The following is a 25,069-nucleotide window of genomic DNA, read 5'->3' on the forward strand; positions in this document are numbered from 1 at the left end:
GTGCCATGCGTTCGGGACCCCTGGGCCGCTGTGCGGCGGCGATGATCACACCCTTCACCGAGGACGGCGCCCTCGACCCGGCGGGCGCCGAGCGGCTGGCCGCCCATCTGGTCCGCCGGGGCGGCTGCGACGCCCTGGTGGTCAACGGCACCACCGGCGAGTCGCCGACCACCAGCGACGCCGAGAAGACGCAGCTGATCCGGGCGGTCAGGGGCGCGGTCGGCGCCGATGCGCTGCTGGTGGCCGGCGTCGGAACGGCCGACACCCGGCACACGGTCGAACGGGCGCGCTCCGCCCAACAGGCCGGCGCCGACGGCCTGTTGGTGGTCACGCCCTACTACTCGCGGCCCACCCAGGAGGCGATCGCCCGGCATCTGCTGACCGTCGCCGACGCCACCGAACTGCCGGTGATGCTCTACGACATCCCCGCGCGGACCGGCGAGGGCACCGCGTTGACCCTCGACACCCTGCGCCGGCTGGCCGAACACCCCAGGATCGTCGCCGTCAAGGACTGCTCGTTCGACCTCCTCAAGGCCGGCCGGGCGCTCGCCGAGACGGACCTCGCCTACTACGCGGGCAGCGACGAGCTGAACCTGCCGCTGCTGTCCATCGGCGCCAGCGGGGTGGTCAGCACGGCGGCCAACGTGGTGGGCCCGCAGGTCAGGGCGGTGCTCGACGCGTGCGCCGCCGGCGAGTTGGAGACGGCCGGCCGCCGCCACCGGGCGCTGCTGCCGCTGGTCGCTGCGCTGACCGGGCACGGGCCCGGCACGGTCGCGGTCAAGGCCCTCTTCCGGGCCGCCGGCCTCCCCGGCGGCCCGGTCCGCCCGCCCCTGCTGCCGGCCGACCCGGAGTTGACCACCCTGCTGGCCGGCGCGCTCCGGACGGCGGTCGCCGAGGGCTGAACCGCCCGGGCGGCCGGGGGAAGTCAGTCCAGCCCCTCCAACGCCACCGGCATCAGCAGCGACATCCGCTCGGCCCGGCCGTTTTCCTCGCCACCCGGGCGGAAGGTCAGCGGCGCGGTGGGGCCTGCGATCTCGACCTCGGCCCGCTCGGAGGCCAGCGCGGCCAGCGCCTCGGTGAGGAACTCCCGGTCCACGGCGACCCGTTGCCCCTCGCCATCCCCCGGCCGCAGCGCGCCGTCGTCCGTGAGGGTGAGCACGCTCACCGCGCGGCGCGCGCCGTCCGTTCCGCGCCGCTCCTCCCGCACCGGGCCCGCCGCGACCTCGGCGCGCAGCGCCGCCGCGTCCACGACCACCCTGCGGCCGGCGGTCCCGCCGACCAGCCGGCGGTAGTCGGGATACGTCTCGTCGACGGCGGGGCCCGAGGCCACCCGGCCTCCGACCTCCAGCGCGACCTCGCCGGGCCGCACCGTCAGCCGCGCCGGCCAGGCGACATCCGTGAGCAGCGCCCGCATCGCGTCCACCACCGGCGTCGCCACCAGCACCCGCGCCCGGTCGCCGCGCGCCGACAGCGGCACCCCGGCCAAGGCCAGCCGGTAGCGGTCGGTGGCGACCAGCCGCAGCGTGCCGTCCTCGACGTCGAACAACACCCCGGCCAGCGCCGGGAGTTCCGGATCGTGCCCGACGGCGAACCGCACCGCGTCCAACGCGGCGGCCAGCTCAGTGCCCGCCAGCGTGAGGGTCAACTCCCGGGATCGGTCCACGCTCATGACGTTCTCCTTCTGCCCGTTCTTCTCGATGTCCTCGACGGTGTCGCGCAGTCGGGAGAGTTCCGACCTGGCCTCGGCCACGCCCCGTTCCAGGCGGCGGACATGGGCCGCGAGCAGCCGCACCGGCAGCGTCGGATCGCCGCCGGACCGGCCGGCCAGAGCCAACCTGATGTCGGCCAGCGGCATCCCCACCCGGCGCAGCACCGCCACCAGCCGCGCCTCCGCCACCTGCTCGCGGTCATAGCGCCGGTAGCCGGTCACCCGGTCGACCACCGCCGGCACCAGCACGCCGGCGCCGTCGTAGAACCGCAGCGCGCTCACCGGCAACCCACTCGTCCGGGCGACCTCGCCGATCCCCAACTGTCTCTCCACGCCGCTCACTCTGCGCCCTGAACCAGGTCGAGGGTCAAGCCAGCGCCCCAACGGGGACCGCGGCACTTCGGGTAGGGTCCAGGCCGCCATACGCGAAGCGGGGGAACGGTGAACGCCATGCGGGGTGCGGAGTTCGACGGGGTCGGCCGGCCGCTGGGGCCGGGCGACCCGGCGACGGTGGGCGGGTACCGGCTGATCGCCCGGCTCGGCTCGGGCGGGATGGGGCGGGTGTACCTCTCCCACACGCCGGCCGGCCGCCCGGTGGCGGTCAAGGTGATCCGCGCGGAGTTCGCCGAGGACCCGGCGTTCCGGGAGCGGTTCCGACACGAGGTGGCGGCGGCCCGACGGGTGCCGGCGCTGTGCACGGCGCCGGTCGTCGACGCCGACCCCGACGCGGCGACGCCCTGGCTGGCGACGGCCTACGTCCCGGGAACCTCGCTGGCCGACGCGGTGGGCCGGGACGGCGGACTCCCGTTCCGGCCGCTGCTGTTGCTGGTGGCCGGGGTGGCGGAGGCGCTGGGCGCGATCCACGGCGCGGGCGTCGTGCACCGCGACCTCAAGCCGGCCAACGTCCTGCTCTCCGCCGACGGGCCCTGCGTGATCGACTTCGGAATCGCCAGGGCCACCGAAGCGACGGCGCTGACGCGCGGCGGCCTGATGGTCGGCACGCCCACCTTCATGGCGCCCGAACAGGCGTTGGGCAGGCCGGTGGTGGCGGCCAGCGACGTCTTCTCGCTCGGCCAGCTGACGGTCTTCGCGGCCACCGGGCGGCCGGCGTTCGGGGAGGGCACCGCGCACGGGGTGCTCTACCGGATCGTTCACGAACAGCCGTCCCTGGACGGCGTTCCCGAACCGCTGCTGCCCCTGGTGGAACGCTGCCTGGCCAAGGACCCGGCGGCCCGACCCACGCCGGCCGAGGTCATCGTTGCCTGCCAGGAACTCACCCCCGGAACGGACCCCCTGACCCGGGGCCCCGACTGGCTGCCCCCGACGCCACCCACCCCGCGCCGGCCCCGCCGCCGCCAACTCGCCCTCCTCGGCGGCGCGCTGGCCGTCCTCCTGGCCCTCGGCGCCCTGGCCACCGTGCTGCTCCCGCACGACGAGGGACCGCCGGCCGGCGAGGAGTACGGCCCGATCGAACTCCCCGCCGGCGACCACCTCTTCCTCGGCGAGGACCCCGTGACGCCCCGCGCGTCCAACGCCGCCAACGCGCACCAGATCGACCTGCGCTACTTCACCGGCGGCGACGAGCCGCTGCTCCGCACCGCCGAGGGCAACGAACTGGTCCGCCTCCCCGCCGACGCCGCCCCCACGGCGGAGTCCTGCCGCGCACAGGACTCCCCGACGGAGGCGCTGCCGCTGGCTTCCCTCACCCCAGGCGACCGGCTCTGCGTCCGCACCCAACCGGGCCACGTGGCCCTGATCACCCTCACCGACCCTGACCCCGCCCCCGCCTCCCACATCACCCTCACCCTGACCCTCTGGCGCGCACCCTGACCACCGGAGCCGCTGGCCCTGGCGGCCAGCGGCAACGAACCCCCTGGCGGGGCCAGGCCGGAAATCCCCTGCGGGTGCGACGGTGTGCGGCAACGCCGCAGCGCGCGCCGGGAGCGGACTTCATGCTCGGCTTCCTCGGCCTCGCGCCGGGGGACCATATCCGCACATGCGGGGAAAACAGGGCGCAGAGCGGTGGCCCACCGACCCGGATGGGAACATCCCCGCGTGCGCGGGGAGCAGGAGCGCTACCGCCGGCAGTACACCGGCCTCTGGGGAACATCCCCGCGTGCGCGGGGAGCAGCGCAAATGACCTGGGGTTCTATCGGCGGGGTGGGCGGGTTTTACTTACTTTCACGGAAACCGGCATCATGGACAAGAACCCTTCCCGGTGCGCCCAACTGCCTGCCGCTAACCACGATATCGGGGTGGGTGCGGGGTTTGTCTGCGGGCCGGTGGCCGGTGCGGGGCAGCCCGACTGGTCGTTTGTTGGTCGACGAGACTCTGGGGTGTGGTGGGGGTTCTGGCGCGGGCTACTACGCCGGGCCTAGATGGCGGACGATCGGCCGGGTGCGGGCGTAACGAATGCCGGCAGGAGGCTGGCTGGGAAGGGGGGCGCGGCTTCCGGGAGGTGGAGTTCGTTGCCGCCAGGGGTGGTCGGGAATGGCGGTGCGTGCCTTCCGGGCGCGGGGACTGCGGCTTGTTCGGGGGTCGGTTGGCCGCTGGGGGCGTGCGTAGCGCGCACCGGCTTCGCCGGCCTGCCCCGGCATGTCGCCCGTCTCGGACATGACCGATCGTCGGACGACTCAACGGGGCCGTGCCAGTCGTCGTTTCGGGTGCGGCGCTTCGTGGGGTTCGGTCAACGACCACGCTGCCGCGCGAACATCGCCTGCCGTCTTGATAGTCCGCACGCCGTCGACTCCCGAAGGCGGGCGCGCGGGGGGTGGGGGACCTTTTTTATAGGTGCCCGTCTGAAAGCAAACAGATCGTTCAACGGTCACGCCCAGGTGAGGCGGGCTGCCGGCTCTCTACCACTGCTTGACGTACTCGGAGGTCTCGCCCCATGGACGCGCTGTTCGGAAGACGACGGTCCACGCCTCGGCAGGACGTTTCCGGGGGACCGTCGCGTTCCAACGTCAGCCGCTGCGCGCGGTACCGCGAACTGCGCCAACCGAGCGGTCCAGTCCGCACTCAGTTCTGCCACCACCGCGTCGCCTTCGGGAGTCGGGAGATGAGGGCGGGTCGGCATGAACGAGACCTGCCCGGCCGGAGGACCGGGCCGCCTGCCGTGAGGCGTACACCTGTGTCACGAGGGTGTCGTCCTCGTAGATCCGTGCGGGCCTGGGTGGTTGAACGATCTGTTTGCTTCCAGACGGGCACCTAGAAAAAGAGTCCCCGACCCCCCGGCCGCTCGGGAGTTGGCGGCGCGCGGACTACCTTGCCGGCAGGCGTTGTTCGCGCGGCAGCGTGGTCATTGACCAAACCCCCCACCCACCGCCCGTTCGCCACAGGACTGCCACCGCCCCCGTGAGTCGCCCGACGATCCGCCACGTCCGAGACGGGCGACATGCCGGGGCAGGCCGGCGAAGCCGGTGCGCGCCACGCACGCCCCCAGCCGCCGGCCGACCCCCGAACAAGCCGCAGTCCCCGCGCCCGGAAGGCACGCACCGCCATTCCCGACCACCCCTGGCGGCAACGAACCCCACCTCCCGGAAGCCGCGCCCCCCTTCCCAGCCAGCCTCCTGCCGGCATTCGTTACGCCCGCACCCGGCCGACCGTGCGCCATCTAGGCCCGGCGTCGTAGCCCGCGCCACATCCCCAACCCCCTGCAACGAGCCTCGTCGACCAACAAACGACCAGTCGGGCTGCCCCGCACCGGCCACCGGCCCGCAGACAAACCCCGCACCCACCCCACCCCGTTCACCCCTCACCGCCCCACGAAGATCCAAAAGACAGCCCCCACCCCTGCGGGAACCATCCCCGCGCGTGCGGGGAAGAGAGTTCGTGACCTGCGGTTCCACCCTCAACTCGACCGGATTTGACTCACTTTGCCAAACACTCCCCACCCCCAACCATCCCCCCAACCACAACCCGCACCACCCACCCCGCGCCCGCGCCCCGGTTCGAAGCGCCGGAGGCGCTCTGAACCGGGGCGCGGGGCGCGTCCGGAACCCAGCGGAGCGTGGTCAGTTGTGGGAGTGCAGCGCCGCGTTCAACCCACCCCAACTGCCGGTGCGGGTCAACGCCTGGACCGTGCCGGTCGTGGAGTGGCGCCGGAACAGCAGGTTGTGCGCGCCGGAAAGTTCCAGCGCCTTGACCACGTCGCCGTCGGGCAGCGTGACCCGGGTGCCGGCCGTGAGGTAAAGGCCGGCCTCCACGACGCAGTCGTTCCCGAGCGAGATGCCGAGGCCGGCCTGCGCGCCGAGCAGGCAGCGTTCCCCGATGGAGATGGTCTGCTTGCCGCCGCCGGAGAGGGTGCCCATGATCGAGGCGCCGCCGCCGACGTCGGAGCCGTCGCCGACGACGACGCCCGCGCTGATCCGGCCCTCCACCATGGAGGAGCCGAGGGTGCCGGCGTTGAAGTTGCAGAAGCCCTCGTGCATCACGGTGGTGCCGGCGGCGAGGTGGGCGCCGAGCCGGACCCGGTCGGCGTCGCCGATGCGGACGCCGGCGGGCACCACGTAGTCGGTCATCCGGGGGAACTTGTCGACGCTGGTCACGGAGAACGTCTGCCCGGCGGCCCGGGCGGCGAGCTGCGCGCGGCCGACCTCGGCGGCCGGGACCGGGCCGATGGTGGTCCAGGCGACGTTGGCCAACAGGGCGAAGATCCCGTCCAGGTTGAGGCCGTGCGGCCGGACCAGCCGGTGGCTGAGGAGGTGGAGCCGCAGGTAGACGTCGTGGGCGTCGAGCGGCTTGTCGTCGATCGAGGAGATGACCGTGCGCACCGCGATCACCTCGACGTTCCGGCGCGGGTCGGCGCCCAGCGCTTCGGGGGTGTCGGGGCCGAGCAGCACGGCGGCGCGCTCGGGGGTGAGGCGTTCGGTGCCGGCGGGGCCGGGCTCCTCGGTCAGCTCGGGGTTGGGGAACCAGGTGTCGAGCACGGTGCCGTCGGCGGCCAGGGTGGCGAGCCCGGCGGCGACGGCGCCGGTTGCGGTGCGAGGGGTCTCGTCGGTCATGGTTCCGACGCTAACCGGTGCCGGGCCCCGGCTGCGAACCCGTCTCGACCAGCAGGCGCGCGAGCGCGGCCCTGGTCTCCTCGGGGCGGTGCGGCCGGCCGGTGAGCAGCAGTTGGATGAGCAGCCCGTCGAGCAGCGCGACCGCCGCCCGCGCGGTGGCGGTGTCGCCGGTCAACGGCCGTACCAGCCGCACCATTTCGTCGAGGCAGTGGGCGGCCAGCGGCCGGAGCACGGGGCGGTCGAGGCCGGCGAAGTAGAGCCCGTAGAGCAGTTCGGTCGTCGCCCTGCGCGGGCCGAGCCACTCGTCGACCAGCTCCACCACCCGGTCGCCGAGCGAGGCCGCCGCACCGCCCGAGCCGGCATCCGAGTCGCCCGCGACGGCCTCAGCGACCCAGTCCCCGAACGACGCGAGCCACCGGTCGTTCACCCGTTCCAGCGCCGCGACCAGCAGCGCGTCCCCGCTGTCGAAGTGGTACGTCGTGGAGCCGAGCGGGACATCGGCCTCGGCGGCCACCGCGCGGTGGGTCAGCCCGTTGACGCCGCGTCGCTCCAGCACCCGCACGGCGGCGGCCACGATCCGCTCCCGCCGCTCGGGGTCGTGGCGGCGCGCCATCAGTGGGCTCCGCCGACGTTGAGCACCACCACGCCGGCGACCACCAGCAGCACCCCGGCGATCCTGGCGAGGGTCGCCGGCTCGTCGAGGAAGACCATGCCGATGGCGGCGACGAGCGCGGTCCCGACGCCGGCCCAGATCGCGTAGGCGGTGCCCACGTCGAGGGTCTTCAGCGCCTGGGCGAGCAGCGCGAACGCCAGGACGTAGCCGGTCAACGAGCCGACCGTGGGCCACAGCTTGCTGTAGCCGTCGCTGAACTTCATCAGGGTGGTCGCCGCGATCTCCAGCAGGATCGCGCCGGCCAGGATCAGATAGGCCATATGGACGAGCGTACACAACGTTCTGGACGCCCGTACACATAGGTGGCGGCGTCCGGCGGACCCCGGCGCGGCTCCGGACGGGTGAGCCCGGCCGCCCGCCCGGGGAGCCGTGGACCGCCGGGACGCCGCTGCGGGGAGGGTGATCCGGACGGCTTGTCGGACAAACGAGAGGAAGCAACGAGATGGCTCAGTGTGAGGTCTGCGGCAACGACTACCGCATGGCCTTCGAGGTGCGGGCCGCCGGCCAGGTCCACGTCTTCGACAGCCTGGAGTGCGCGGCCCAGCGCATGGCCCCGATCTGCGAGAACTGTCAGTGCCGCATCCTGGGCCACGGTCTGGAGACCGAGGAGGGCCAGTTCTACTGCTGCGCCCACTGCGCCCGCACCCAGGGACACGCCCAACTGGTCGATCACGGCTGACCGTTCACCGGCCCCCGGGGAGCAGGCACCCCGGGGGCCGGCGGCCCGCCCGCCGAGGGAACGCATCAGCCCCGCCGAAGGACCGAGCCGCCCCGACGACGGAGCGGCTCAGCCCCGCCGAAGAACCGGGGTCAGACCCGACGCCAGCGGGCCATCGCCAGCGAGAACAGGCCGAACAGCACCAGACCCACCGCGATCGCCACCAGCAGCCAGGGCCCGGCCGGGGTCTCGGCGAACGACCGCAGGGTGTCGTCCATCCCCTTGGCCTCGTCCGGGTCGAAGTCCCAGGCGGCGCGCGCCGCGAACACCCCGAGCCCGGCGAAGAGCGCGCCGCGCGCCACCCCGCCGGCCACCCCCAGCACGTCGACCGCCCGCCGGGTCGCCCGCGACATCCGGCCCAGCGCCAGATGCTCGTGGTACGTCCGCAGCAGCGCACGCCCGGCGATCCAGACGCCGGCGGCGAGCACCGCCAGGCCCACGCCGCCCACCAGCCAGCGGCCCAGCGGCAGCCCCAGCGCCTCCGCCGTCGCGTCCCGGGACTGCTCGTCCGTCGAACCACCGGACCCCGCGCCGGCCGCGAAGGACAGCACGGAGAACGCGGAGACCGCGTAGAAGACGGACCGCGCGCCGCTCAGCCCGCGCCTGCTCGCCCGGTGCCCGTCCGGGCCCGAGGCCCCGAACGCCGCCTCCGACAGCCGCCACACCGCCATGCACGCCAGGCCGACGCCGACGCCCCAGATCACCGCCCCGCCGAACGGCCGCTCCGCCAACTCCCGCAGTGCGCCGCCGTTGTCGGCCTGCTCGCCGCCGCCGTCGAACGCCAGCTGGAGCGCCAACAGCCCGATCAGCAGATAGAGCAGCCCCCTGGCCACATGCCCCCAGCGCGCCGCCAGCTCCATCGCGGAGCTGTTGGCGGCCCTGCGCGCGGCGCGGCGGCCAGGTATCGCGGCCGAGGTACCCATCGTTCAGCCCTCCCGAGGTGGACGTGGGTCCTCGCCTGCCCGGAGGGCGGGCCCGAAAACGGCAGCACGAAGGGGGCGCCCGCTCCGGACGCCCCCTGCCGCGAAGAACGATCAGGCCCCAGCCGATCGGGCCCCAACGACCAGGCCCGCACCGGTCAGACGTTGAACCCCAGCGCGCGCAGCTGGTCACGCCCGTCGTCCGTGATCTTGTCGGGGCCCCACGGCGGCATCCAGACCCAGTTGATCTTCAGCTCGCTGACCAGCCCCTCGGTGGCCGACTTCGCCTGGTCCTCGATGACGTCCGTCAGCGGACAGGCCGCCGAGGTCAGCGTCATGTCGACGGTCGCCACATTGCTCTCGTCGACGTGCACGCCGTAGATGAGGCCAAGGTTGACCACGTCGATCCCCAGCTCGGGGTCGACCACGTCCATCATGGCCTCGCGGATCTCCTCCTCGCTCGCCGGGCTGGCGACCGTCTCGGTCTCGCTCATGCGACAGCACCTCTCTCGTTCGCCTCGCCTGTCATGACTGCCCGCCCCGCGCCGTGGCGTTCCCCACCGTCGCGTCGCCCAACGCCTGCGCCGTGGCGTCCTTCCAGGCCATCCAGCTCAGCAGGGCGCACTTGACCCGCGCCGGGTACTTGGAGACGCCGGCGAACGCGACCGCGTCCTCCAGCAGCTCCTCCATCGCGTCGTCCGGGGTGAGCTGGCCGCGGGACTGCATCAGCTCCAGGAACGTCCGCTGGATCTCCAGGGCCTCGGGCAGCTCCCTGCCCACCAGCAGCTCGTTGAGCACCGAGGCGCTGGCCTGGCTGATCGAGCAGCCCTGTCCCTCGTAGGAGACGTCCGCGATCCGCTCCCCGTCGTACCGCACCCGCAGGGTGATCTCGTCACCGCAGGTCGGATTGACGTGGTGGACCTCGGCGTCGCCCGCGCGCAGGCCGTGGCCGTGCGGGTTCTTGTAGTGGTCCAGGATCACTTCCTGGTACATCGATTGCAGCTGCACACCTTCGTCCGTTCCGTCTGACCCGTCGCGATTCTCATCCCCGGCCGCCCGACCGCACCCGGCCGGTCACCCGAAGAAGCCACGCACGTACTCAAGCCCGTCGGCGAGGGCGTCCACCTCGGCCGGCGTGGAGTACAGATAGAACGACGCCCGCGTGGTCGCCGGAATTCCGTACCGCAGACAGACCGGCCGCGCGCAGTGGTGGCCGACCCGGACCGCGATGCCCTGCTCGTCCAGCACCTGGCCCACGTCGTGCGGGTGTATGTCGCCGAGCGTGAACGAGATCGTCGCGCCCCGGTCCTCCGGGGTCACCGGGCCGATGATCCGCAGCCCCTCCACCCGGCAGAGCCGCTCCAGCGCGTAGCCGGTGATGGCCTGCTCGTGGGCGGCGATCCGCTCCATGCCGATGGCGCTGAGGTAGTCCACGGCCGCGCCCAGGCCGACCGCCTGAGCGATCGGCGGGGTGCCGGCCTCGAACTTGTGCGGCGCCGGCGCGTAGGTGGACGAACTCATGGTGACGGTCTCGATCATCTCGCCGCCGCCGAGGAACGGCGGGAGGTCCTCCAGCAGCTCCTGCCGGCCCCACAGCACGCCGATCCCGGTGGGCCCGCACATCTTGTGGCCGGTGAACGCCACGAAGTCCGCCTGCAACGACTGCACGTCCAGCGGCATGTGCGGCGCCGCCTGCGAGGCGTCGATCAGCACCAGCGCGCCGACCTGCTGGGCGCGGCGCACGATGGCCTCGACCGGGTTGTGCGTGCCGAGCACGTTGGAGACCAGGACGAACGAGACGATCTTGGTGCGCTCGGTGATCACCTCGTCGATCCGGGACAGGTCGAGCCGGCCCTCGTCGGTGAGCCCGAACCACTTCAGCTTCGCGCCGGTGCGCTGCGCCAGCAGCTGCCAGGGCACGATGTTGGAGTGGTGCTCCATCTCCGTGATGACGATCTCGGTCCCGGAGTCCACCCGGTAGGGCTCGTCGGCCAGGCCCAGCATGTTGGCGACCAGGTTGAGCGACTCGGAGGCGTTCTTGGTGAACACCACCTCGTCCCGGCTGGGCGCGTTGATGAACGCCGCGACCTTGTCCCTGGCGCCCTCGTAGAGCGCGGTGGCCTCCTCGGCCAGGACGTGGACGCCCCGGTGGACGTTGGCGTGGTGGCGCTCGTAGTAGTCGGCGAGCGCGTCCAGCACCTGCCGGGGCTTCTGCGAGCTGGCCGCGTTGTCCAGGTAGACCAGCGGCCTGCCCTCGTGGACGGTGCGGTCCAGGATCGGGAAGTCCTTGCGGATGGCTTCGGTGTCCAACAGGCCCGGCAGGCCGGACACGTCGGACACCGGGTGCCCTTCGGTCATGAGGCAGCCCCCTTGGTGTACTGCTCGTAGCCCTCGGCCTCCAGCTTGTCGGCCAGCTCGGCGCCGCCGGACTCGACGATCCGGCCGCCGGCGAAGACATGCACGTGGTCGGGCTTGATGTAGCGCAGGATGCGCGTGTAGTGGGTGATCAGCAGGGTGCCGACCTCGCCGGTCTCGCGGACCCGGTTGACGCCGGAGGAGACGATCCGCAGCGCGTCGATGTCCAGGCCCGAGTCGGTCTCGTCGAGGATCGCGATCTTGGGGCGGAGCAGCTCCAGCTGGAGGATCTCGTGGCGCTTCTTCTCGCCGCCGGAGAAGCCCTCGTTGACGTTGCGGTCGGCGAAGGACGCGTCCATCTCCAGCCGCTCCATCGCCTCCTTGACCTCCTTGACCCAGGTGCGCAGGCGCGGCGCCTCGCCCCTGATCGCGGTGGCCGAGGTGCGCAGGAAGTTGGAGACGGAGACGCCGGGGACCTCAACCGGGTACTGCATGGCGAGGAAGACGCCGGCCCTGGCGCGCTCGTCGACGGACATCTCCAGGACGTCCTCGCCGTCGAGCGTCACGGTGCCGCCGGTGACGGTGTACTTGGGGTGGCCCGCGAGCGAGTAGGCGAGGGTGGACTTGCCGGAGCCGTTGGGGCCCATGATGGCGTGCGTCTCGCCCTGCTTCACGGTCAGGTCGACACCGCGCAGGATCTCGGTGGAGCCGGTCTCGGTCTCGACGGAGACGTGCAGGTCGTGGATCTCAAGCGTTGCCATGGGGATGCCTCAGGACTCCTGGGTGAGGGAGACGAGCACGGTCGCCGCCGGGCCCTCTCCTTCGATCTTGACGGGGTAGGTGGGGATGGGACGGGTGGCCGGCGGGCCCGAGGGCTTGCCGGTGCGCAGGTCGAAGCTGGAGCCGTGCAGCCAGCACTCGATCTGGCAGTTGTCGACCTCGCCCTCGGAGAGCGAGACGTTCGCGTGCGAACAGATGTCGTTGACCGCGAACACCTCGCCCTCGGTGCGGACCACGGCGACCGGGGTGCCGTCGATCTCGACCCGGTGCGGGGTGTCCTCGGCCAGGTCGCCCAGCGCGCAGGCCGGCCGGAAGCTCTCCGCGCTCATGCGATGGACTCCGCCAGCTCGGCCTCCAGCTTGGCCAGCAGCCGCTCCTCGACGTCCGTGACGCCAATCTGCTGGACCAGCTCGGCGAAGAAGCCGCGCACCACCAGGCGACGGGCCTCCTCGGCCGGGATGCCCCTGGCCATCAGGTAGAACAGCTGCTCGTCCTCGAAGCGGCCGGTCGCCGAGGCGTGGCCGGCGCCCTGGATCTCGCCGGTCTCGATCTCCAGGTTCGGCACCGAGTGGACCCGGGCGCCGTCGGTGAGGACCAGGTTCCGGTTCAGCTCGTAGGTGTCGGTGCCGGTGGCCTGGGCGCGGATCACCACGTCGCCGATCCACACCGCGCGGGCCGTCTCGCCCTGGAGCGCGCCCTTGTAGGCCACGTTGCTGCGGCAGTTGGGGGCGTTGTGGTCGACGAGCAGCCGGTGCTCGTGGTGCTGGCCCTCGTCGGTGAAGTACAGCCCGTACAGCTCGGCCTCGCCGCCGGGGCCCGCGTAGCTGACCCGGGGGTGCACGCGGACCACGTCGCCGCCGAAGGTGACGACGATCGACTTGACCGAGGCGTCCCGGCCGACCAGCACGTTGTGCTGGGTGACATGGACGGCCGTGTCGTCCCAGTCCTGGACCGAGACCACGGTGAGCTTGGCGCCGTCACCGACCAGGAACTCGACGTTGGCGCCCCGGACGGTGTCGCCGGTGTGGTCCAGCACGAGGACCGCCTCGGCGAAGGCGCCGATGTCGAAGATCGTGTGCCCGAAGGTGACGCCGCCCTCGCCGTGCAGGCTCAGCCGCACCGGCTCGGGCAGCACCGCGTCCCTGGGCACCGCGACCACGGTGGCCTTCTCCACCGAGCTGAACGCCTGCGCCGCGACCCGGTCCACCGGCGTGCCGGCGCGGCCGACCCTGGGGTCGTCCAGGCCGACGGTCTCGACGGTGACGCCCTCGGGCGCGGACAGCTCGACCTTCATCGAGCCGTCCGCAGCCGCCGTGCCGTCGTGCAGGCCGCGCAGCCGGTCCAGCGGGGTGAACCGCCACTCCTCCTCGCGGCCGTGCGGCACCGGGAAGTCCGCCACGTCGAACGACGGCGGGGCGCTGGTGCGGGTGACCACGGAGGACTCGACGGCCGCCGCGACCGCCTCCCCCGCACTGTCGGCGCCGGGCATACTCTGGGCCTCAGCCATGGGTCTCGTCGTGCTCGCTCTCTTGGGTTCAGGGCCGGGGCCGTGGAAGACGCACGACACCAGGCCACGTCGGGTGGCTCGGTCGGGGGCGGGCGGTCAGCCGACCGCGCCCTCCATCTGAAGCTCGATCAGCCGGTTCAGCTCCAGGGCGTACTCCATCGGCAGCTCCTTGGCGATCGGCTCGACGAAGCCGCGCACGATCATCGCCATCGCCTCGTCCTCCGACAGGCCCCGGCTCATCAGGTAGAACAGCTGGTCGTCGCTCACCTTGGAGACCGTCGCCTCGTGGCCCATGGTCACGTCGTCCTCCCGGACGTCCGTGTACGGGTAGGTGTCGGAGCGGGAGATCGTGTCGACGAGCAGCGCGTCGCACAGCACGTTGGACTTCGAGCCCTCGGCGCCCTCGGCGATCTCGATCAGGCCGCGGTAGGAGGTCCGACCGCCGCCCCTGGCCACCGACTTGGAGACGATGTTGGAGGAGGTCCTGGGCGCCATGTGCACCATCTTGGCGCCGGCGTCCTGGTGCTGGCCCTCGCCGGCGAAGGCGATGGACAGCGTCTCGCCCTTGGCGTGCTCGCCCATCAGGTAGATCGCCGGGTACTTCATGGTGACCTTGGAGCCGATGTTGCCGTCGACCCACTCCATGGTGGCGCCCTCGTGCGCGACGGCGCGCTTGGTCACCAGGTTGTACACGTTGTTCGACCAGTTCTGGATGGTCGTGTAGCGGCAGCGGCCGCCCTTCTTGACGATGATCTCCACGACCGCCGAGTGCAGCGAGTCCGACTGGTAGATCGGCGCGGTGCAGCCCTCGACGTAGTGCACGTAGGCGTTCTCGTCGACGATGATCAGCGTCCGCTCGAACTGGCCCATGTTCTCCGTGTTGATCCGGAAGTAGGCCTGGAGCGGGATGTCGACATGCACGCCCGGCGGGACGTAGATGAACGATCCGCCGGACCAGACGGCCGTGTTGAGCGCGGCGAACTTGTTGTCGCCGGACGGGATCACGGTGCCGAAGTGCTCCTGGAAGATCTCCGGGTGCTCGCGCAGCGCGGTGTCCGTGTCCAGGAAGATCACGCCCTGCTTCTCCAGGTCCTCACGGATCTGGTGGTACACGACCTCCGACTCGTACTGCGCGGCGACGCCCGCGACCAGCCGCTGCTTCTCCGCCTCGGGGATGCCCAGCCTGTCGTAGGTGTTCTTGATGTCCTCCGGCAGGTCCTCCCAGCTCTGGGCCTGCTTCTCGGTGGAGCGCACGAAGTACTTGATGTTGTCGAAGTCGATGCCGCTGAGGTCGGAGCCCCAGGTGGGCATGGGCTTCTTGCCGAAGAGCTTCAGCGCCTTCAGCCGCATCCGCAGCATCCACTCGGGCTCGGACTTCTTGGCCGAGATGTCGCGGACGACATCCTCGGACAGGCCACGCCTGGCGGCGGCGCCTGCGGCGTCCGGGTCGGCCCAGCCGTACTCGTAGGTGCCCAGGCCATCCAGCTCGGGGTGGGCGGTCTCCGTAGGGGACGTCATGCGGGGTTCCTCCCGGCGGTGCGTGCTTGTGCGGTGGTCTTGGGGGGTGTGACGGTGCTGCGGTGCGTGCCGTCGGCCGGTGTGCCCCGTGGTCGGGGACCGCCGGCCGGCCGCCGGCTCTCCGCCCCACCGTCCGCCGGGGCGGCGGCCGAGGCGTCGGGGACGAAGGTGGTGCAGACGCCATCGCCGTGCGCGATGGTCGCCAGCCGCTGCACATGGCTGCCCAGCAGCTCGGAGAAGACCTCGGTCTCCGCCTCGCAGAGCTGGGGGAAGGACGCCGCCGCGTGCGCGACCGGACAGTGGTGCTGGCACAGCTGCTGCCCGGCGGGCGCCGCGACACCGCGCGCGGCGGCGGCGTAGCCGTCCCGCGACAGCGCCTCGGCCAGCGCCCTGGCCCGCTCCTCGGGAGGCACCCGCTCCACCAGCGAACGATACCGCTCGGCCTGGGCGGCGGCCCGCGCCCTGGCGAAGTCCAGGACGGCGGCGGCGCCGCGATCCCCGCCGCCGGCGGCGCGCTCGATCCAGCGCAGCGCCTCGACGGCCAGCTCGTCGTACGCCTGGTCGAAGGCGTCCCGGCCGAGGTCGGTGATCGCGAAGACCTTGGCGGGGCGGCCCCGGCCGCGCGAGCCGTAGACCCGCTTCTCGCGGGGCTCCACCAGCGCGTCGGCCACCAGCGCGTCCAGGTGGCGCCGGACGGCGGCCTGCGTCAGGCCCAGCCGGTCGGCCAGCTGCGCGGCCGTGGAGGGGCCGTGGTCGAGGATGGAACGGGCGACCCGACGGCGCGTGTTCGACTGCTCGTCGGGGGCGTGCGGCAGGGCGGACACACCGGTGGCCCGGTGGGCCGTCGGCGTCTCGTTCCGGTCGCTCCCGTTTTTCACAACGTCATTGTTGCGTAATTCCGGCGAGCCGAGCAAGCCGCGTTCTGACCAGCCGGGATGCAGTACATCACGTAAGGCGAACCTAACCTCGCGCCGGGGCTCCCGCTCGCGGCCGACCACCCCCCGACGGCCACTTGACGCGCATCGGGCGACGGGAAAGGGTGGACCGGGCGCGGGGGTAAGCGCTTTCTGAGCGGTGGTCCCGCGCGCCCGCACGGCCCCGCCCCCCTCACGGGAGAACTTCCATGACACGCCGCTACGCCCTGGTCGGCCTCGGCAGCCGCGCCCACCTCTACGCGGACGCGCTGCTCGGCGACTGGCGCGACGCAGGAGAGATCGTCGCCCTCTGCGACACCAACCAGACCCGGATGAACCACCACAACGCGCGGATCGAGGCCGCCGGCCTGCCGCCCGTTCCCACCTTCCACCCGGACGCGTTCGACCGGGTGCTCGCGCTGGCCGACGCCGTGATCGTCACCACCGTGGACGCCACCCACGCCCGCTATGTGGTGGCGGCGCTTGGGGCCGGCCGCGACGTGGTGGTCGAGAAGCCGATGACCACCGACGCCGCCGGCTGCGCCGCCATCGCCGAGGCCGCCGAGCGCGGCCCGGGACGGCTGGTCGTGACGTTCAACTACCGCTACTCGCCCCGCAACTCAGCCGTCCGCCGGGTGCTCGCCGAGGGCGCCATCGGGCGGGTGACCGCCGTGCACTTCGAGTGGGCGCTCGACACCCTGCACGGCGCCGACTACTTCCGCCGCTGGCACCGGGAGGCGCGCAACTCCGGCGGGCTGCTGGTCCACAAGTCCACCCACCACTTCGACCTGGTCAACTGGTGGCTGGACGCCGGCCCCGAGCTGGTCTTCGCCCAGCAGGGGCTGCGCTTCTACGGGGACGCCAACCCGCCGGCGGCCGAGCTGGGCCCGCGCCCGGAGCGCGGCCGGGGCGCGCCGGGCCTCGGCAGCGACCCGTTCCTGCTGGACCTGGCCGCCGACCCCACCCTCAAGGCGCTCTACCTGGACGCCGAGCACGAGGACGGCTACCTGCGCGACCGGGACGTCTTCGGCCCCGGCATCGACATCGCCGACACCATGTCGCTGCTGGTCCGCTACGACAACGGGACCCAACTCACCTACGCGCTGCACGCCTACGCCCCCTGGGAGGGATACCGGGTGGTGTTCAACGGCACCGGCGGGCGGCTGGAGCTGGCGGTGACCGAGCGGGCCTGGGCGTCCAGGGAGGCGGCGATCGACCCCAGCGCCAGGGGGCACGGCGACGACGACGGCTACGCGGAGCGCCTCACCCTGCACCGGCACTGGCAGCCGCCGGAGGAGGTGCCCATCGCGCAGGGCACCGGCGGGCACGGCGGCGGCGACCGGCTGCTGCTGGACGACGTCTTCCGGGGCGCGAGCGAGGACCCGCTGCGCCGGCAGGCCGGCTACCTGGCCGGCATCCGCAGCGTGCTGACCGGGGTCGCCGGCAACGAGTCGGCCCGCACCGGGCTGCCGGTGCGGCTGCTCGACGGGGGCACCAGGCTGGCCGACTGACCGGGGCCCCGGCCCGGACGAGGGTCGGCCGGCGCACCCGGGCGGCGGCCCGGCGCGCCGGCCGACCTAGACTCGCCCCATGCGCAGCGCGGGGGTTCCACCGGCGGTCGAGGCGGTCGGCCTGGTCAAGCGGTACGGCGAACGGATCGCCGTGGACGGCCTCGACCTCACCGTTCCCGCGCACCAGGTGACCGCCGTGCTCGGGCCCAACGGCGCCGGCAAGACCACCACCATCGAGGCCTGCGAGGGCTACCGCCGGATGGACGCCGGGCGGCTGCGGGTGCTCGGGCTCGACCCGGTCGCGGACGGCCGACGGCTCAGCTCGCGGATCGGTGTGATGTTGCAGGAGGGGGGCGTGTACCCGGGCGCGCGCGCCGGGGAGATGCTCCGCCATGTGGCGAGCCTCTACGCGCACCCCCTCGACGTGACCGCGCTCGGCGAACGCCTGGGGCTCGGCTCCTGCGGGCGGACGCCCTACCGGCGGCTCTCCGGCGGGCAGCGGCAGCGGCTGGCCCTCGCCATGGCCGTGGTCGGCCGACCCGAGCTGGTCTTCCTCGACGAGCCGACCGCCGGGCTCGACCCGCAGGCCCGCCAGGCGACCTGGGAGCTGGTGCGGGAGCTGCGGAACGACGGGGTCACCGTCGTGCTGAGCACCCATCTGATGGACGAGGCCGAGGAGTTGGCGGACCGCGTCGCCATCCTGGACGGCGGGCGGGTGATCGCCGACGGCAGCCCGGCCGAGCTGTGCCGGGGCGGCGGCGCGGACGTGCTGCGCTTCGCCGGGCGGCCCGGGCTCGACCTGGCCTCGCTGCGCGCCGCGCTGCCCGCCGACGCCGAGGTCACGGAGCCGACGCCCGGGAACTACCGGATCACCGGCGACGTCGGCCCCAGGCTGCTGGCGACCGTGACCGCCTGGTGCGCCCAACACGGCGTGCTGGCCGACCGGATCACCACCCGGCGCCACACGCTGGAGGACGTCTTCCTCGAACTGACGGGCAGGGAACTACGCGCATGACCGCCGCCACCGGCCGCTACGCCCCCGCTCCCGGCGCCGCCCCGCTGCCGCGCATGATCGCCGCGCAGACCGCGCTGGAGGCGCGGATGCTGCTGCGGCACGGGGAGCAGCTGCTGCTCACCATGATCATTCCGGCGCTGCTGCTGGCCCTCTTCAGCTCGGTCGACGTGATCGACACCGGCCCGGGCGAGCGGGTCGACTTCCTGGCGCCGGGGGTGCTGGCGCTGGCCGTGCTCTCCACCGCGTTCACCGGGCAGGCCATCGCCACCGGCTACGAGCGGCGGTACGGCGTGCTCAAGCGGCTGGGCGTCTCGCCGTTGCCGCGCTGGGCGCTGCTGGTCGGGAAGACGGGCGCGGTGCTGGTCACGCTCGTGTTCCAGACCGTGCTGCTGGTGGCGGTCGCGCTGGCGCTGGGCTGGTCGCCGAGGGGCAACCCGCTGGCCGTGGCCGGACTGATGCTGCTGGGCACGGCCGCGCTCTCCGGGCTCGGGCTGCTGATGGCCGGCACCCTGCGGGCCGAGGCGACGCTGGCCGCCGCCAACCTGGTCTTCGTGCTGCTGCTGTTCTTCGGCGGGGTGATCGTGCCGCTGACCGAGTATCCGGACGGGGTGCGATCGGTGTTGGAGCTGCTGCCGGTGCCGGCGCTGGCGGACGGGCTGCGGGAGGTGCTGCGCGAGGGCGGCTGGCCGGCGGGCTCGGACGTGGCGGTGCTGGCCGGCTGGGCGGTGGCGGGCCTGGGCCTGGCGGCCCGCTTCTTCCGCTGGGAGTGATCGGGCGCGAGGGCCCCGCCCGCCGGGAGCCAGGGAGGGCCGCCGCAAGGGGCCCCGCCCCGCCGGGAGTGACGCGCTCCACGGCCCGTGGGGCGGGGGCTCGTGAATCCGCGCACAAGCGGGGGCCTACGATGAGCGGGTGCTCAAGGAAGTCGTGCGAAACCCCCTCGCCTCCGTCGCCGCCCGCTGGACGCCCCGGCCCGAGACCGTGCGGCGCGCGGCGCTGGCCGCGCTGGTGATGAGCGTGGTCATCGTGGTGACCGGGGGCGCGGTCCGGCTGACCGGATCGGGCCTCGGCTGCGACACCTGGCCCAAGTGCAGCGACGAGAGCCTGGTCGCCACCTCGGAGATGGGCTTCCACGGCGCCATAGAGTTCGGCAACCGGCTGATGGCCTATGTGGTCTCGGCGGCCGCCGGCTGGTTCATCGTCGCGGCCAGGTCGGTCAAGCCCCGGCGCCGCTCGCTGACCAGGCTGGGCTGGGCCCAGTTCTGGGTGATCGCCTTCAACGGGGTGCTCGGCGGGATCACCGTGCTCACCGAGCTGAACCCGTTCATCGTCGCCTCCCACTTCCTCGCCGCCATGGCGCTGTTGACCGTGACCACGGTGAGCTGGGTCCGCGCCCGCGAGGGCGACGGGCCGCCCCGCCCGCTGGTGGGCGTCCCGGTCCGCCGCGCGGTCGCCGGGCTGACGCTGCTGGCCGCCGCGCTGGTGATCGTGGGCACCGGGGTGACCGGCTCGGGCAAGCACGCCGGGGACGACAGCGAGATCGAGCGGATGCCGTTCGACTGGGACACCATCACCCGGATTCACTCGGCCCTGGCCTGGCTGGTGGTGCTGGGCACCCTGGCCATCTGGCTGGGCCTGCGGGTGGTGGACGCCCCGCCGGCGGTGCTGGCCAGGGCGCGGGACCTGCTGCTGGTGCTGCTCGCCCAGGGCGTGATCGGCTATGTCCAGTACTTCCTCGACGAGCCGGAACTCCTGGTCGGGATGCACCTGTTGGGCGCCACCCTGGTCTGGATCGCCACGCTGCGGCTGCTGCTCTCCACGCGGGAGCGCGAGGGCGCGCCCCCCACGGACGATCCGCCGGCCCCCGCGCCCCCGCCGCTGACCACAGTCTCCTGACCGGCCGGGCCCGGCCTCACCCGCCGCGCTTCGCGGGCCGAGGGCGCCGGGGCGGCGCCCAGCCGTCGAGCCGGCCCCCGCCCGAGGGGCGTCATCACGACTCCCAGCGACCTCCCGCACCGGCCGGGCCCCGCCGGATCTTCCGCCGATCCCGGCGGACCGCCGCCCGGGCACCGGGAGCGCGCCCCGGTCCGACGTGCCGTCCCCCGGACCCAACGGGCCGCCTCCTCGGGAGCCTCACGGCCCCGGAGGCCCCTCCCCGAGGGGAGACCCCCGGTCACCTCTGCGGACGGACCCCCTCCCCGGAACCCTCGGAGAGGGCGTCCGAGATCCGCAGGCGGTTGCCGTCGGGGTCGGTCAGCTCGATCTCCCGGCCCCAGGGCTCGTCCCTCGGCGTGACGCCGAACTCCTCGGCCACCGCGTCCAGATCGGCCAGCCGCAGGTACACCAGCCCGCCCGGACGCGCGTCCCCCTCGTGCTCGGAGAGAAAGAGCCGCAGCGCGCCCCGCGCGACCTCGGCGAAGACCGGGAAGCCCGGCTCGAAGCGGTGCTCCCAGCGCAGCCCGAACCCCAGCCGCAGATACCAGCCGAGCGCGGCGGCCACCTCCCGCACCCGCAGGATCGGGATGGCCTCCTCGACGGCGACGTTCTCGTTCATGCCGGGCATCATGGCCCATGCCACTGACAGTCGGCCGAAGCCGCAGGTCAGCCCCCGTTCGACGGGCCGCCGATCTGGAGGCCGGCCATCCGGGACCACTCGTAGGGCCCGGTGCGCACCCGGGCCGCCAGCTCCCCGTCGAAGGACTCCCGCAGCGTGATCCCGGCCCGCTCCGCCGCCCGGACGAGGATCTCCCGGCCCGGCGCGACCTGGTCGCCGAAGGCGCCGTCCCGACCGACCAGCACCAGCCGGTAGCCGCGCTCCCCCAGATAGCTGATCTGCCCCTCGGTCTCCGCCCCGTGGCGGGCGACGAAGCCGCGCAGTCGACGGGTCACCCGCGCGGTCCGGCGCTCGGTCGCGCGGTCCTGGACGACATCCTCGGGGACCGAACCGTTCTCGGCGTTCTCTGCGGTGTCAGTCATGCCCCGTATGCTACCCGCCGGTAAGCCCCGGAAGCCGGGGCACCGGGAGGGGGCCTCAGCGGAGGAAGGGATCGATGGCCACCGCGAGGAAGAGCAACGAGACATAGGTGATGGACCAGTGGAAGAGCCGCATCTCCTTGAGCTTCGCGCCCGTCACCCCGGCCCGGGCGCGCGCGTGCAGCGCGTGCGCCTCCCAGAGCCACCAGCCGCCGGCCAGCACGGCCACCACCGGGTAGAACCAGCCGGTGTAGCCCAGCGGCCACAGCAGCAGCGAGACCGCGACCATCACCCAGCTGTAGACGACGATCTGCCGGGCCACCGCGCGGTTCCCCGCGACGACGGGCAGCATCGGGACGCCGACCCGGGCGTAGTCGTCCTTGACCTTCATCGACAGCGGCCAGTAGTGCGGCGGCGTCCAGAAGAACATCACCAGGAAGAGGATCACGGCCGCCCAGGAGACCTCGCCGGTCACCGAGGACCAGCCGATCAGCACCGGCATACAGCCGGCGATGCCGCCCCAGACGATGTTCTGCCTGGTCCGCCGCTTCAACAGCATCGTGTAGACCAGCACATAGAACAGCAGCGCGCCCAACGCCAGCCAGGCGGAGACCCAGTTGACCGTCACGCCGAGCCAGGCGGTCGAGACCACGGCCAGCACCAGACCGAAGGTGAGGCACTCCCCCGGCGAGACGATGCCCGTCACCAGCGGGCGGTTGCGGGTGCGCTCCATCAGGGCGTCGATGTCCCGGTCGAACCACATGTTCAACGCGTTGGCGCCGCCGGCCGAGAGATATCCGCCGACGCAGGTGGCCAGGACCAGCCACAGGTCCGGCACGTCGCCGGCCGCGAGGAACATCACCGGCACGGTGGTGATCAGCAGCAGCTCGATGATGCGGGGCTTCGTCAGCGCGACGAACGCCTTGACCCGGTCTCCCGCCGACCAGGGGTCGGAGCCCGAAGCGGACCCTGCCACAGGGCGGGAATCAACGGCCGTCACGGGCACCTCTGAATGTGCGACATCAGCGATCGAAGGGCATCCGCCCACCCGTGCGGGCAGGTGGAGCCGGGGGCGGGCTGGGCGGGCCTCGGTCGGCGCCGGGCCGGACGGTGAGGTCCGCACATACCGCGTCACTCTAGTCGCCCGTCTCCCGCCGCCCGCCCCGGGGGGTGCCGTGTTGGCGCCGCCGCCCCAGCCCGCCGTCGACGGGGACGCCCCCACGGCGGCGGCACACCTCCGGAAGCTGTCAGCCGGATGCCGTCAGCGCCCGGAGGCGGCCCCTTGGCCAGAGGTAGGCTCGACTCGGCCGGGTGAGCCGACTCCGCCGCCAGGCGGAAACGTCATGTCACCAGCTACACATTGCCGGAGAGGAGCCCTGACGCAGGGTGAGCAGCAAGCCGACGACCTCAGATCTCGAATGGACCGAACTGGACCAACGGGCCGTTGACACCGCCCGCGTCCTGGCCATGGACTCCGTGCAGAAGGTCGGCAACGGCCATCCCGGCACGGCCATGAGCCTGGCGCCCGCCGCCTATCTGCTCTTCCAGAAGCTGATGCGGCACGACCCGTCCACCCCCGACTGGGCCGGCAGGGACCGCTTCGTGCTGTCCGTCGGCCACTCCAGCCTGACCCTCTACATCCAGCTGTACCTCGCCGGCTACGGGCTGGAGCTGGACGACCTGAAGTCGTTCCGCACCTGGGGCTCCCGCACCCCCGGCCACCCCGAGTACGGGCACACGGTCGGCGTGGAGACCACCACGGGTCCGCTGGGCCAGGGCGTGGCGAACGCGGTGGGCATGGCGATGGCCGCCCGTTACGAGCGTGGCCTCTTCGACCCCGAGGCGGCCCCCGGCACCTCCCCGTTCGACCACACGATCTGGGCCATCGCCGGCGACGGCTGCCTCCAGGAGGGCGTGGCCGCCGAGGCCGCCTCACTGGCCGGGCACCAGAAGCTGGGGAACCTGGTCCTGCTCTACGACGACAACCACATCTCCATCGAGGGCGACACCCAGACCGCGTTCTCCGAGGACGTGCTGGGCCGCTTCGAGTCCTACGGCTGGCACGTCCAGCGGGTCGCGCCCCGGGAGAACGGGGACCTGGACCCGGCGGCGCTGCACGAGGCGTTCCTCGCCGCGCGGGCCGTCGACGACCGGCCGTCGATCATCGCGGCGCGTTCGATCATCGCCTGGCCGGCGCCCAACGCGCAGAACACCGAGGCCGCGCACGGCTCGGCGCTCGGCGCCGAGGAGGTCGCCGCCACCAAGAAGGTGCTGGGCTTCGACCCCGAGGCGCACTTCGCCGTGGAGCCCGAGGTGCTCGCGCACGGCAGGGCGGCCGTCGAGCGCGGCCAGACCGCGCGCGCCGACTGGGAGAAGCGGCTGGTCGACTGGCGCGAGGCCAACCCGGAGCGGGCCGCGCTCTTCGACCGGGTCAGCGCGGGCGAGCTGCCCGACGGCTGGGAGGACGCGCTGCCCACCTTCGACGCGGGCACCGACGTCGCCACCCGCAAGGCGTCCGGCCAGGTGCTCAAGCGCCTGGGCGGCGTGCTGCCCGAGCTGTGGGGCGGCTCCGCCGACCTGGCCGGCTCCAACAACACGACGATCGACGCCACCTCGTCGTTCCTGCCGGCCGGCAACCCGCTGAGCGAGGCCCAACCGTACGGCCGCACCGTGCACTTCGGCATCCGCGAGCACGCGATGGGCTCGGCGATGAACGGCGTGGCGCTGCACGGCAACACCCGGATCTACGGCGGCACCTTCCTGGTCTTCTCGGACTACATGCGCCCGGCCGTGCGGCTGGCCGCCCTGATGAGGCTGCCGGTCACCTACGTGTGGACGCACGACTCGATCGGGCTGGGCGAGGACGGCCCGACGCACCAGCCGGTCGAGCACCTGGCGGCGCTGCGCGCCATCCCCGGGCTCAACATCGTGCGCCCGGCCGACGCCAACGAGACCACCATCGCCTGGCGGGAGATCCTGCGCCGCCACGGCAGCGCGCCCGCGCCGCACGGCCTGGCCCTGACCCGGCAGAACGTGCCGACCTACGCGCCCAACGAGGAGGCCGCCAGGGGCGGCTACGTCCACACCGAGGCCGAGGGCGGTGCGCCCCGGGTGATTCTGATCGCCACCGGCTCCGAGGTGCACCTGGCGGTCGCCGCCCGGGAGGCCCTCCAGGCCGAGGGGGTGCCCACTCGGGTGGTGTCGATGCCGTGCGCCGAGTGGTTCGAGGAGCAGGACCAGGCGTACCGGGATCATGTGCTGTTGCCCGGCGTGCACGCCAGGGTCGCGGTCGAGGCGGGGGTCGGCCTCACCTGGCACCGCTACGTCGGACAGGCGGGTCGGGTGGTCTCGCTGGAGCACTTCGGTGCCTCGGCCGACTACCAGACCCTCTACCGGGAGTTCGGCATCACCCCGGAGGCCGTCGCCCAGGCGGCCCGGGAATCCCTGGCCGCCGCCGAGCGCTGACACCGACACACA

24 protein-coding genes are annotated in these 25,069 nt (G+C 73.0%); 8 read left to right on the forward strand and 16 right to left on the reverse strand.

The window, feature by feature from the left end:
* Window positions 1-5 precede the first annotated feature (5 nt).
* Entirely contained in the window at window positions 6-902 is an 897-nt protein-coding gene (dapA, locus tag FH609_RS07140; RefSeq protein ID WP_139666587.1) for a 4-hydroxy-tetrahydrodipicolinate synthase, read from the forward strand.
* 23 nt (window positions 903-925) lie between these two features.
* On the opposite strand, the gene FH609_RS07145 is transcribed toward dapA, so the two are convergent.
* Window positions 926-2,041, reverse strand: a complete 1,116-nt coding sequence (locus FH609_RS07145; RefSeq protein WP_226961469.1) for a MerR family transcriptional regulator — start codon at window positions 2,039-2,041, stop codon at window positions 926-928.
* 117 nt (window positions 2,042-2,158) lie between these two features.
* Between FH609_RS07145 and FH609_RS32375 the strand changes: the two genes are divergently transcribed.
* Window positions 2,159-3,538 (forward strand): serine/threonine-protein kinase, encoded by a 1,380-nt coding sequence (locus FH609_RS32375; protein WP_139666585.1) that lies wholly within the window; start codon window positions 2,159-2,161, stop codon window positions 3,536-3,538.
* A gap of 2,183 nt (window positions 3,539-5,721) precedes the next feature.
* On the opposite strand, the gene dapD is transcribed toward FH609_RS32375, so the two are convergent.
* From dapD to FH609_RS07175, 3 genes are read right to left on the reverse strand one after another with little or no spacing between them, the layout of a single operon-like run.
* Window positions 5,722-6,711 carry a 2,3,4,5-tetrahydropyridine-2,6-dicarboxylate N-succinyltransferase gene (dapD, locus tag FH609_RS07165; protein ID WP_139666583.1) on the reverse strand — a complete coding sequence of 330 codons (990 nt, stop codon included), beginning with the start codon at window positions 6,709-6,711 and terminating at the stop codon, window positions 5,722-5,724.
* Between the two features lie 10 nt (window positions 6,712-6,721).
* A complete protein-coding gene (locus FH609_RS07170) occupies window positions 6,722-7,324 on the reverse strand; it encodes a TetR/AcrR family transcriptional regulator (RefSeq protein ID WP_139666582.1) in 603 nt (200 codons plus the stop codon).
* On the reverse strand, window positions 7,324-7,644 hold the full coding sequence (locus FH609_RS07175) for a DMT family transporter (RefSeq protein WP_139666581.1): 321 nt from the start codon (window positions 7,642-7,644) through the stop codon (window positions 7,324-7,326). The genes FH609_RS07170 and FH609_RS07175 overlap by 1 nt, the downstream gene beginning before the upstream one ends.
* 182 nt (window positions 7,645-7,826) lie before the next feature.
* Here FH609_RS07175 and FH609_RS07180 point away from each other — a divergent pair, with 182 nt between their 5' ends.
* Window positions 7,827-8,063 carry a hypothetical protein gene (locus FH609_RS07180; RefSeq protein ID WP_139666580.1) on the forward strand — a complete coding sequence of 79 codons (237 nt, stop codon included), beginning with the start codon at window positions 7,827-7,829 and terminating at the stop codon, window positions 8,061-8,063.
* A gap of 131 nt (window positions 8,064-8,194) precedes the next feature.
* On the opposite strand, the gene FH609_RS07185 is transcribed toward FH609_RS07180, so the two are convergent.
* The 9 genes from FH609_RS07185 to FH609_RS07225 form a co-directional block, all read right to left on the reverse strand.
* The gene (locus FH609_RS07185; protein ID WP_139666579.1) at window positions 8,195-9,025 is read right to left on the reverse strand and encodes a DUF1206 domain-containing protein; all 831 of its coding nucleotides are present in this window, start codon (window positions 9,023-9,025) and stop codon (window positions 8,195-8,197) included.
* A gap of 155 nt (window positions 9,026-9,180) precedes the next feature.
* Window positions 9,181-9,516 carry a metal-sulfur cluster assembly factor gene (locus FH609_RS07190; RefSeq protein ID WP_122181794.1) on the reverse strand — a complete coding sequence of 112 codons (336 nt, stop codon included), beginning with the start codon at window positions 9,514-9,516 and terminating at the stop codon, window positions 9,181-9,183.
* A 31-nt stretch (window positions 9,517-9,547) separates the two neighbouring features.
* Entirely contained in the window at window positions 9,548-10,030 is a 483-nt protein-coding gene (gene sufU / locus FH609_RS07195; protein WP_139666578.1) for a Fe-S cluster assembly sulfur transfer protein SufU, read from the reverse strand.
* A gap of 66 nt (window positions 10,031-10,096) precedes the next feature.
* The gene (locus FH609_RS07200) at window positions 10,097-11,353 is read right to left on the reverse strand and encodes a cysteine desulfurase (RefSeq protein ID WP_139666688.1); all 1,257 of its coding nucleotides are present in this window, start codon (window positions 11,351-11,353) and stop codon (window positions 10,097-10,099) included.
* A gap of 23 nt (window positions 11,354-11,376) precedes the next feature.
* Window positions 11,377-12,138: a Fe-S cluster assembly ATPase SufC gene (gene sufC, locus FH609_RS07205; RefSeq protein WP_139666577.1), complete on the reverse strand. Its 762-nt coding sequence runs from the start codon at window positions 12,136-12,138 to the stop codon at window positions 11,377-11,379.
* A gap of 9 nt (window positions 12,139-12,147) precedes the next feature.
* Window positions 12,148-12,486 (reverse strand): non-heme iron oxygenase ferredoxin subunit, encoded by a 339-nt coding sequence (locus FH609_RS07210; protein WP_139666576.1) that lies wholly within the window; start codon window positions 12,484-12,486, stop codon window positions 12,148-12,150.
* Window positions 12,483-13,664 carry a Fe-S cluster assembly protein SufD gene (gene sufD / locus FH609_RS07215; protein ID WP_139666575.1) on the reverse strand — a complete coding sequence of 394 codons (1,182 nt, stop codon included), beginning with the start codon at window positions 13,662-13,664 and terminating at the stop codon, window positions 12,483-12,485. Before sufD ends, FH609_RS07210 begins: the two co-directional genes overlap by 4 nt.
* Before the next feature lie 96 nt (window positions 13,665-13,760).
* On the reverse strand, window positions 13,761-15,182 hold the full coding sequence (sufB, locus tag FH609_RS07220; RefSeq protein WP_139666574.1) for a Fe-S cluster assembly protein SufB: 1,422 nt from the start codon (window positions 15,180-15,182) through the stop codon (window positions 13,761-13,763).
* Window positions 15,179-16,060, reverse strand: coding sequence for a helix-turn-helix transcriptional regulator (locus tag FH609_RS07225; protein WP_405378850.1), 882 nt, complete (start codon window positions 16,058-16,060; stop codon window positions 15,179-15,181). The genes sufB and FH609_RS07225 overlap by 4 nt, the downstream gene beginning before the upstream one ends.
* A gap of 245 nt (window positions 16,061-16,305) precedes the next feature.
* Here FH609_RS07225 and FH609_RS07230 point away from each other — a divergent pair, with 245 nt between their 5' ends.
* From FH609_RS07230 to FH609_RS07245, 4 genes are all read left to right on the forward strand, one after another.
* Window positions 16,306-17,607, forward strand: a complete 1,302-nt coding sequence (locus FH609_RS07230; protein WP_139666572.1) for a Gfo/Idh/MocA family oxidoreductase — start codon at window positions 16,306-16,308, stop codon at window positions 17,605-17,607.
* A 79-nt stretch (window positions 17,608-17,686) separates the two neighbouring features.
* Complete coding sequence (locus tag FH609_RS07235; RefSeq protein WP_139666571.1) at window positions 17,687-18,622, forward strand: ABC transporter ATP-binding protein; 936 nt, start codon at window positions 17,687-17,689, stop codon at window positions 18,620-18,622.
* Window positions 18,619-19,392 (forward strand): ABC transporter permease, encoded by a 774-nt coding sequence (locus FH609_RS07240; protein WP_139666570.1) that lies wholly within the window; start codon window positions 18,619-18,621, stop codon window positions 19,390-19,392. Before FH609_RS07235 ends, FH609_RS07240 begins: the two co-directional genes overlap by 4 nt.
* A gap of 139 nt (window positions 19,393-19,531) precedes the next feature.
* Window positions 19,532-20,515, forward strand: a complete 984-nt coding sequence (locus FH609_RS07245; protein ID WP_226961470.1) for a COX15/CtaA family protein — start codon at window positions 19,532-19,534, stop codon at window positions 20,513-20,515.
* A gap of 277 nt (window positions 20,516-20,792) precedes the next feature.
* On the opposite strand, the gene FH609_RS07250 is transcribed toward FH609_RS07245, so the two are convergent.
* From FH609_RS07250 to FH609_RS07260, 3 genes are read right to left on the reverse strand one after another with little or no spacing between them, the layout of a single operon-like run.
* Complete coding sequence (locus FH609_RS07250) at window positions 20,793-21,173, reverse strand: glyoxalase superfamily protein (RefSeq protein ID WP_139666569.1); 381 nt, start codon at window positions 21,171-21,173, stop codon at window positions 20,793-20,795.
* A gap of 47 nt (window positions 21,174-21,220) precedes the next feature.
* Window positions 21,221-21,595 carry a hypothetical protein gene (locus tag FH609_RS07255; protein ID WP_226961471.1) on the reverse strand — a complete coding sequence of 125 codons (375 nt, stop codon included), beginning with the start codon at window positions 21,593-21,595 and terminating at the stop codon, window positions 21,221-21,223.
* Window positions 21,596-21,650: 55 nt separating this feature from the next.
* On the reverse strand, window positions 21,651-22,592 hold the full coding sequence (locus FH609_RS07260; RefSeq protein WP_139666568.1) for a heme o synthase: 942 nt from the start codon (window positions 22,590-22,592) through the stop codon (window positions 21,651-21,653).
* A 386-nt stretch (window positions 22,593-22,978) separates the two neighbouring features.
* On the opposite strand from FH609_RS07260, the gene tkt reads away from it, so the two are divergent.
* Window positions 22,979-25,057, forward strand: coding sequence for a transketolase (gene tkt / locus FH609_RS07265; protein WP_139666567.1), 2,079 nt, complete (start codon window positions 22,979-22,981; stop codon window positions 25,055-25,057).
* Window positions 25,058-25,069 lie beyond the last annotated feature (12 nt).

This window comes from Streptomyces sp. 3MP-14, from assembly GCF_006334905.2.
GTDB lineage: Bacteria > Actinomycetota > Actinomycetes > Streptomycetales > Streptomycetaceae > Streptomyces > Streptomyces triticirhizae.

Excerpts from the sequence above, each read along its gene's own strand:
- FH609_RS07190 (WP_122181794.1), bottom strand. The coding sequence starts at position 9,516 with ATGAGCGAGACCGAGACGGTCGCCAGCCCGGCGAGCGAGGAGGAGATC.
- sufD (WP_139666575.1), bottom strand. The coding sequence starts at position 13,664 with ATGGCTGAGGCCCAGAGTATGCCCGGCGCCGACAGTGCGGGGGAGGCG.
- FH609_RS07170 (WP_139666582.1), bottom strand. The coding sequence starts at position 7,324 with ATGGCGCGCCGCCACGACCCCGAGCGGCGGGAGCGGATCGTGGCCGCC.
- dapD (WP_139666583.1), bottom strand. The coding sequence starts at position 6,711 with ATGACCGACGAGACCCCTCGCACCGCAACCGGCGCCGTCGCCGCCGGG.
- FH609_RS32375 (WP_139666585.1), top strand. The coding sequence starts at position 2,159 with ATGCGGGGTGCGGAGTTCGACGGGGTCGGCCGGCCGCTGGGGCCGGGC.
- FH609_RS07210 (WP_139666576.1), bottom strand. The coding sequence starts at position 12,486 with ATGAGCGCGGAGAGCTTCCGGCCGGCCTGCGCGCTGGGCGACCTGGCC.
- FH609_RS07250 (WP_139666569.1), bottom strand. The coding sequence starts at position 21,173 with ATGAACGAGAACGTCGCCGTCGAGGAGGCCATCCCGATCCTGCGGGTG.
- FH609_RS07240 (WP_139666570.1), top strand. The coding sequence starts at position 18,619 with ATGACCGCCGCCACCGGCCGCTACGCCCCCGCTCCCGGCGCCGCCCCG.
- sufB (WP_139666574.1), bottom strand. The coding sequence starts at position 15,182 with ATGACGTCCCCTACGGAGACCGCCCACCCCGAGCTGGATGGCCTGGGC.
- FH609_RS07235 (WP_139666571.1), top strand. The coding sequence starts at position 17,687 with ATGCGCAGCGCGGGGGTTCCACCGGCGGTCGAGGCGGTCGGCCTGGTC.
- FH609_RS07185 (WP_139666579.1), bottom strand. The coding sequence starts at position 9,025 with ATGGGTACCTCGGCCGCGATACCTGGCCGCCGCGCCGCGCGCAGGGCC.
- FH609_RS07230 (WP_139666572.1), top strand. The coding sequence starts at position 16,306 with ATGACACGCCGCTACGCCCTGGTCGGCCTCGGCAGCCGCGCCCACCTC.
- FH609_RS07255 (WP_226961471.1), bottom strand. The coding sequence starts at position 21,595 with ATGACTGACACCGCAGAGAACGCCGAGAACGGTTCGGTCCCCGAGGAT.
- FH609_RS07175 (WP_139666581.1), bottom strand. The coding sequence starts at position 7,644 with ATGGCCTATCTGATCCTGGCCGGCGCGATCCTGCTGGAGATCGCGGCG.
- FH609_RS07180 (WP_139666580.1), top strand. The coding sequence starts at position 7,827 with ATGGCTCAGTGTGAGGTCTGCGGCAACGACTACCGCATGGCCTTCGAG.
- sufC (WP_139666577.1), bottom strand. The coding sequence starts at position 12,138 with ATGGCAACGCTTGAGATCCACGACCTGCACGTCTCCGTCGAGACCGAG.
- dapA (WP_139666587.1), top strand. The coding sequence starts at position 6 with ATGCGTTCGGGACCCCTGGGCCGCTGTGCGGCGGCGATGATCACACCC.